We start from the raw sequence: 5948 nt of genomic DNA, 5'->3' as shown, positions 1-5948 counted from the left end.
AAATGGGATTACAGGGTCTATTTTTTGATACAACTAATTGTTTTTATATGTATTATTAAAGAATTGCAATGTTTTCAGCATTTACGAATAATCTGCCTACGGTAACCGGGAAAATGGGAATGCGCCCAGCGAATAAGAAAGTTCATTTCCGTGTACAAACACACCGCCGCCCGTCATTCTGCGCACAAAAGGAATTTTCTGTTTCTGCAGCATCTCCATATCAAGGCTTTTATGCGGCTCGCTGAATCGTCCCAGACTAAGCGCTTTGTGCCATCTGTAAAGCCTTAATATGGGCATGTCGTTTTGCTTGAAACTATACAGCAGCGCCTCATCAACAGCCATATTCCAGCCACCTTCTGCGATACCTGTTTCAATTAAGCGCCATCTTTTCAAACCATACCCTTCATATGTTACGTTGATTAATTCAATAATATAGAAATTCCCAGCACCCAGTACCCAGAACCCAGAACCCAGAACCTAACACCCCACCCAAAGGGCGCTAAGTTCCTTTTATCCGCTCGGCAAAGTACGCTGCCATACGGTTTAGTGTATCAACCTCGCCATAGTCCGCTTCGGGAACCTGTACCCCAAGCTGTTCATATAAAGCATTAAGCAGGTGTAAAAAATCAAACGAGTCGATCTCTAAAGCGTTTTGCAGATTTTCATCCGATGGGATATCATCATATTCAAGATCGGGAGCGATTATTCGTATCTGTTCGATGATGGCTGTTTTGATCTGTTCTTTGTTCATAGCAGCTCCTTGGGATTTTGTAAAATGCGGTTGAATTTATCAAGGAAAAGTGCCCCGGTACGACCGTCCGTCGCTCTATGGTCACCGGCTAACGTAGCCTTCATGACCTTTTGTACTGTAACGTTGTTTTCCTGGGCCCAGGGCGTATCGATAATTTTACCCAGGCCGATAAGCGCAACCTGAGGCGGATAGATGACGCCATAGACATTTTCCACACCAAGATCCCCCAGATTTGTGATCGTAATGCTCTGCTGTGTCAGTTCTGCGCCGCGTAATTTGCCGGCTCTTGCACGCATGATCAGATCATCCAGTGCCTGCATGGTCCGGCTCAAATTCATATCTTTTGCCCCGAGTAAAGCCGGCGTGATCACGCCGGCTTTACGAAGTGCAATGGCAATACCGGGGTGAATTTCCTTGCAAACGTGATGATGACCCGCCTGCCAGTACCCGTTCAGTTCAGGTACCTTTTCAAGTGCCAGCACGACGGCACGGATAATCATGGCGGCAGGTAAAATACGCGCCTTGATAGTAACATTTTTATTTATCTCTTCCAGCCAGGACAGGGCAGGACTCATATTGATTGACGCAGAAAGGTAATAGTGTGGAATCTCGGCATTGGCGAGGCTCATCGCAGATGCTATCGCCTGGCGCATTTTATCTGCTGAGGGCGTTTTAAATTCGGTTTCGGCAGCTGATTCTATCCGGCTTAAGTGTATTTCTCCGTCACTTGTTTGGGCAAGATCCGCCAGATCAAGACCAAGCTCACGTGCTTTTTTACGTGCCGCAGGTGAGGCTTTGACACGCTGAGGCTGTGTCGTGTCTTTAGATCGGTCCGGTTTGGCTTTTTCTAAAGGCGCTTCTTCGGTCTGCGCTTGCGCGGCCGTTGCTGACGAGACGGGTATATTTTCTTCGTCTGAGCGTATTATCGCAAGAGGCGTACCTACGCTGCATTCGGTTTCAGGTTCAACCAAAATCTTTTCAATGATACCGTCTTCGAAAACCTCGATCTCAATGACACCTTTGCTTGTCTCTATTTCGGCGATCACCTGGCCTTTTGTCACTTTATCGCCGACCTTGACCTTCCACTGCATTAATACGGCAGATTCCATATCTGCGCCAAGGCTGGGCATTAGAAATTCGCTCATGCGTCCTCCATGATCTGCCTTGCCATGGCAGCTATTTTTACAGGCTGGGGCAGTGCGGCATCTTCTAAATGTTTGGCATAAGGAAGTGGCACTTCAGCGCTGCAGACCCGTCCCATCGCTGCATCAAGTTCAAAAAAAGCCTGCTCGTTGATACGCGCCATGATCTCGGCAGAAATGCTGCCGGATCTCCATCCTTCATCGACTATCATTACCCGGTGTGTTTTTTTTACGGAATTCATGATCGTTTCATCATCAAGGGGGCGCAACGCGCGAAGGTCTATCACTTCGGCATCGATCGCTTCTTTTTCCAATATTTCTGCGGCATCCAATGCTTTGAAAAGATTGATCCCGTATGCAAGGATCGTCAGATCGTTGCCCGGGCGTTTGACAACTGCTTTTTTGATGGGCAGAGGCTTGGCATTTGTATCAAGCGTTCCCTGGGAGTTATAAAGCAGGGAGTTCTCAAAGATAAGTACCGGGTCAGGATCGTTAAGTGCCGATTCTATCATACTGTAGGCATCTTGTACCGTTGCAGGCGTCAGGACTTTAAGTCCCGGGATATGCGCATACCAGCCTTCCAAAGAGTGGGAGTGCTGGGCTGCAAGCTGCTTTCCGCCGCCTGTTGACATACGGATAACCAAAGGAACGTTGAACTGCCCGCCTGACATATGCAGCAGTGTTGCGGCGTTGTTCATGATTTGATCCAGGGCCAACAGGCTGAAATTTACCGTCATAATCTCTACGATCGGTCTCATCCCGTTCAATGCCGCACCGATACCCGCGCCTGTATATGCCGATTCGCACAGGGGTGTATCAATGATCCGCGCGTTGCCGAACGCTTCCAAAAGCCCTTTGCTTACGGCAAAACATCCACCGTAACGGCCGACATATTCTCCCATTAGAAAGACCCTATCATCTTTTTGCATCGCATTTCTGATGCCTTCGCGTACCGCTTCCCGGTAAGTGGTCTGTTTATCCTCTTTCATTGTGCTTCCTCCGGTGAATAGACAAATTTTTCAAGATCGCTGATTGGCTCCAGTGTGCCGTTTTCCGCAAACGTCACGGCGTCATCAATGGTCTTTGTGATCTCATCTTCTATCTCTTGCGCCTTGATCTTTGACCATAGCCCTTTATCTTCAAGGGTTTTCTTGAAAGTTACCAGCGGCCCTTTATCTTTCCACGCGTTGACTTCCGTTTTTTTACGGTAAAGTTCTGCATCAAACATTGAATGCGGTCTAAAACGGTATGTCAGGCATTCAAGAAACACGGGACCTTTGCCTGATCTGATATCTTCAACGGCATTTTTTGCAGACTCGGCAACCTGTGTCACATCCATCCCGTCAACCTGAAAAGAATTTATACGGTAGCCGGCCGCTTTTTTGGAAAGATTGACTTCCGACTCGGAGAATTCCAAAGCGGTACCCATCGCATAATAGTTGTTTTCGCATATGAAAAGAACCGGTAACTGCCACAATGATGCCAGATTAAGAGATTCGTGGAATTCACCCTCTGCTACGGCACCGTCTCCAAAGAGGCAGACCGTTACCCGGTCGCGTTTCATCATTTTATCCGCAAGCGCCATACCAACGGCTAACGGCAGGCCGCCGCCGACAATGGCATTGCCGCCGTAAAATCTGCGTTTTGCATCAAAAAGATGCATGGAGCCGCCGCGCCCTCCGGCACAGCCCTCTACTTTTCCGTACATTTCAGCCATGATGCTTTTAGCTGATATTCCCCGTGCCAATGCATGCCCGTGTTCCCTGTACGTGGAGATCACGGCATCTTCGGCGGACAACGCATGCATGACGCCGACGGCAATCGCTTCTTCGCCGATATATAGATGCAAAAAGCCCCTGATCTTCCGGCTGCTGTAGAGCTCGATACATTTTTCTTCAAAGCGTCTTATCAAAAGCATTTGAGAATAAAATTTTCTGGCTGATTCTATATCCATGACAATCTCCTGCAAATGAGGGTTATTGTTCTATTGTTCTAAGGTCGAGGTGTCCCCCTCGGCCAATCCAAGCTCTCTTGCCTTCAGCAACCTGCGCATGATTTTGCCACTGCGTGTTTTGGGCAGATTTTCCTTGAACTCGATCTCTTTGGGGGCAACGGCAGCGCCAAGTTTTTTACGCCCAAAGCCTATCAATTCGCGTTTGAGATCTTCGGTTGCTTCAACACCGGCTTTTAAAGAAACAAACGCCTTAACCAGCTGGCCGATTATGGGGTCGGGTTTTCCGATAACGCCGGCTTCCGCAACTGCGGGGTGTTCCATCAATGCGCTTTCTACTTCAAAAGGGCCTACCATATGCCCTGACGTTTTTATGATATCATCGGCACGTCCGACAAACCAGAAGTAGCCATCCTCATCTTTATAGGCCAGGTCGCCGGAAATATACCGGCCGCCTTTAAAGCATTTGTTATATTTTTCTTCATTATGAAGGTATGCCCTGAACATTGAGGGCCATCCCGGTTTTAAGGCCAGGTCTCCCTCGGCACCGGGTTCCGTTATTTCCGTTACACTGCCGTCATCTTCAACTTTTATGATCGACGCGTCAATGCCCGGAAGCGGCCTGCCCATTGATCCCGGTTTAACTGTTTGTGATATCAGGTTGGAGATCATGATACCGCCGGTTTCGGTCTGCCACCAGTTATCATGAATCGGCATTTTAAGTTTTTCCACACCCCACAGTAAGGCTTCCGGATTTAACGGTTCGCCTACGCTTTGAATCAGGCGCAGCTTTGAAAGATCGTATTCACGTGTCGGTTCGGATTCGATCCGCATCAGACGCCTGATCGCAGTCGGCGCCGTGTACCATACGGTAACGTTTTCATCCTGTAAAATGCGATACCATCTTTTGGCATTGAACTCTGCTTCATCGACAATATTCGTTACCCCATGCAGCCACGGGGCAATGATGCCGTATGACGTTCCGGTTACCCAGCCCGGATCGGCCGTGCACCAGAAAACATCATCTGAATGCAGGTCCAATACATATTTTCCGGTCATCCAGTGCGTATAAAGCGCCTTGTGAACATGAACCACGCCTTTTGGCATTCCTGTGGTTCCGCTGGTAAAATGAAGTATGGACATATCCTCGGGATCGGTGGGCTCAATCTCAAACGCATCGGAAGCCTCTTTTAAAAGGCGGGGCAGTGAAAGAATTTTTTCACTTTGGTCATATGGCTCATCGATTAATAATATATATTGAAGATCGGGAATCTGCTCCATAACAGAACGTATCTTTTTTTCAAAGAGCTTCTTTGTGGTCAGAAGTGCTTTCGCATCACCGCCGCGCATCCGCTGTAAAATAGGCCCGGGTCCGAATTGCGAAAAAAGAGGGCAGATCACATTCCGGTTTTTTAAGATTCCGATGGCTGCAATGTAGAGTTCGGGTACTCTTGGCGAAAGGGTAAATATCCTTTCGCCCTTTGCAAGTCCGAGAGATCTTAGAACATTGGCGAATTTAGCCGTCTCTTTTTTCATTTTCGCAAAGGTGAACACTTGCTTTTGGCTGTCTTGGCCAAGCCAGACCAAAGCGGTTTTATTTGCCGCTTTTGAGTTGGCATGGCGGTCTATCGCTTCATGGGCGATATTGAGCCCTCCGCAGGGCAGTCCTTCAAATTGTTCGCCTATTTTTTCCCATTCAAAAGATTTTTTTTCTTTTTCGTAGTCGATCAGATTCGGGGTAACTTTAAGATCAGATATATTTTTTTCGATCCAATTCTTTTCCATTTTTTGTCCTTTGAAAAGTTCGGCCTTGATCATATTTTAGGCCATACGGATTTCCGGTAGGTTGGGTTGAGGAACGAAACCCAACGCCGATAAGTTGTTGGGTTTCACTTCGTTCAACCCAACCTACGCTGTGGCCGATGTTATGTATGACCAAGTCCAAAAGTTCGGATTAATAAGACGTATATTATAATGATAGTTACCAACTCCATAGAGAAATATAGAGATTGATCTTAAACAGGTTGATTGACTGTCAGCGGCGAACCACTTATCTCTCGAAGCGTATAGCTCAGTTCTAACCTGTCGGATGCACTACGAGCAT

General features: G+C 47.6%; 6 protein-coding genes. All 6 read right to left on the bottom strand.

What is annotated here, in order from left to right; all coding sequences use genetic code 11:
- Positions 1-96: 96 nt before the first annotated feature.
- The 6 genes from HXW94_RS17925 to acsA all read right to left on the bottom strand — a co-directional run bounded on the left by HXW94_RS17925 (position 97) and on the right by acsA (position 5629).
- The gene (locus HXW94_RS17925) at positions 97-393 is read right to left on the bottom strand and encodes a lipoate--protein ligase family protein (RefSeq protein ID WP_178368266.1); all 297 of its coding nucleotides are present in this window, start codon (positions 391-393) and stop codon (positions 97-99) included.
- 106 nt (positions 394-499) lie between these two features.
- On the bottom strand, positions 500-751 hold the full coding sequence (locus HXW94_RS17920) for an acyl carrier protein (protein WP_178368265.1): 252 nt from the start codon (positions 749-751) through the stop codon (positions 500-502).
- On the bottom strand, positions 748-1896 hold the full coding sequence (locus tag HXW94_RS17915; protein WP_178368264.1) for a dihydrolipoamide acetyltransferase family protein: 1149 nt from the start codon (positions 1894-1896) through the stop codon (positions 748-750). The genes HXW94_RS17920 and HXW94_RS17915 overlap by 4 nt, the downstream gene beginning before the upstream one ends.
- A complete protein-coding gene (locus HXW94_RS17910; RefSeq protein WP_178368263.1) occupies positions 1893-2882 on the bottom strand; it encodes an alpha-ketoacid dehydrogenase subunit beta in 990 nt (329 codons plus the stop codon). The genes HXW94_RS17915 and HXW94_RS17910 overlap by 4 nt, the downstream gene beginning before the upstream one ends.
- Positions 2879-3847 (bottom strand): pyruvate dehydrogenase (acetyl-transferring) E1 component subunit alpha, encoded by a 969-nt coding sequence (gene pdhA, locus HXW94_RS17905; protein ID WP_178368262.1) that lies wholly within the window; start codon positions 3845-3847, stop codon positions 2879-2881. Before pdhA ends, HXW94_RS17910 begins: the two co-directional genes overlap by 4 nt.
- 30 nt (positions 3848-3877) lie before the next feature.
- Positions 3878-5629, bottom strand: coding sequence for an acetate--CoA ligase (gene acsA, locus HXW94_RS17900; RefSeq protein WP_178368261.1), 1752 nt, complete (start codon positions 5627-5629; stop codon positions 3878-3880).
- Positions 5630-5948 lie beyond the last annotated feature (319 nt).

The organism is Desulfobacter latus, from assembly GCF_013389365.1.
Classification (GTDB): Bacteria; Desulfobacterota; Desulfobacteria; order Desulfobacterales; family Desulfobacteraceae; genus Desulfobacter; species Desulfobacter latus.
This window is presented reverse-complemented; position numbering and strand designations above follow the sequence as displayed.

Excerpts from the sequence above, each read along its gene's own strand:
- HXW94_RS17920 (WP_178368265.1), bottom strand. The coding sequence starts at position 751 with ATGAACAAAGAACAGATCAAAACAGCCATCATCGAACAGATACGAATA.
- HXW94_RS17915 (WP_178368264.1), bottom strand. The coding sequence starts at position 1,896 with ATGAGCGAATTTCTAATGCCCAGCCTTGGCGCAGATATGGAATCTGCC.
- HXW94_RS17910 (WP_178368263.1), bottom strand. The coding sequence starts at position 2,882 with ATGAAAGAGGATAAACAGACCACTTACCGGGAAGCGGTACGCGAAGGC.
- pdhA (WP_178368262.1), bottom strand. The coding sequence starts at position 3,847 with ATGGATATAGAATCAGCCAGAAAATTTTATTCTCAAATGCTTTTGATA.
- acsA (WP_178368261.1), bottom strand. The coding sequence starts at position 5,629 with ATGGAAAAGAATTGGATCGAAAAAAATATATCTGATCTTAAAGTTACC.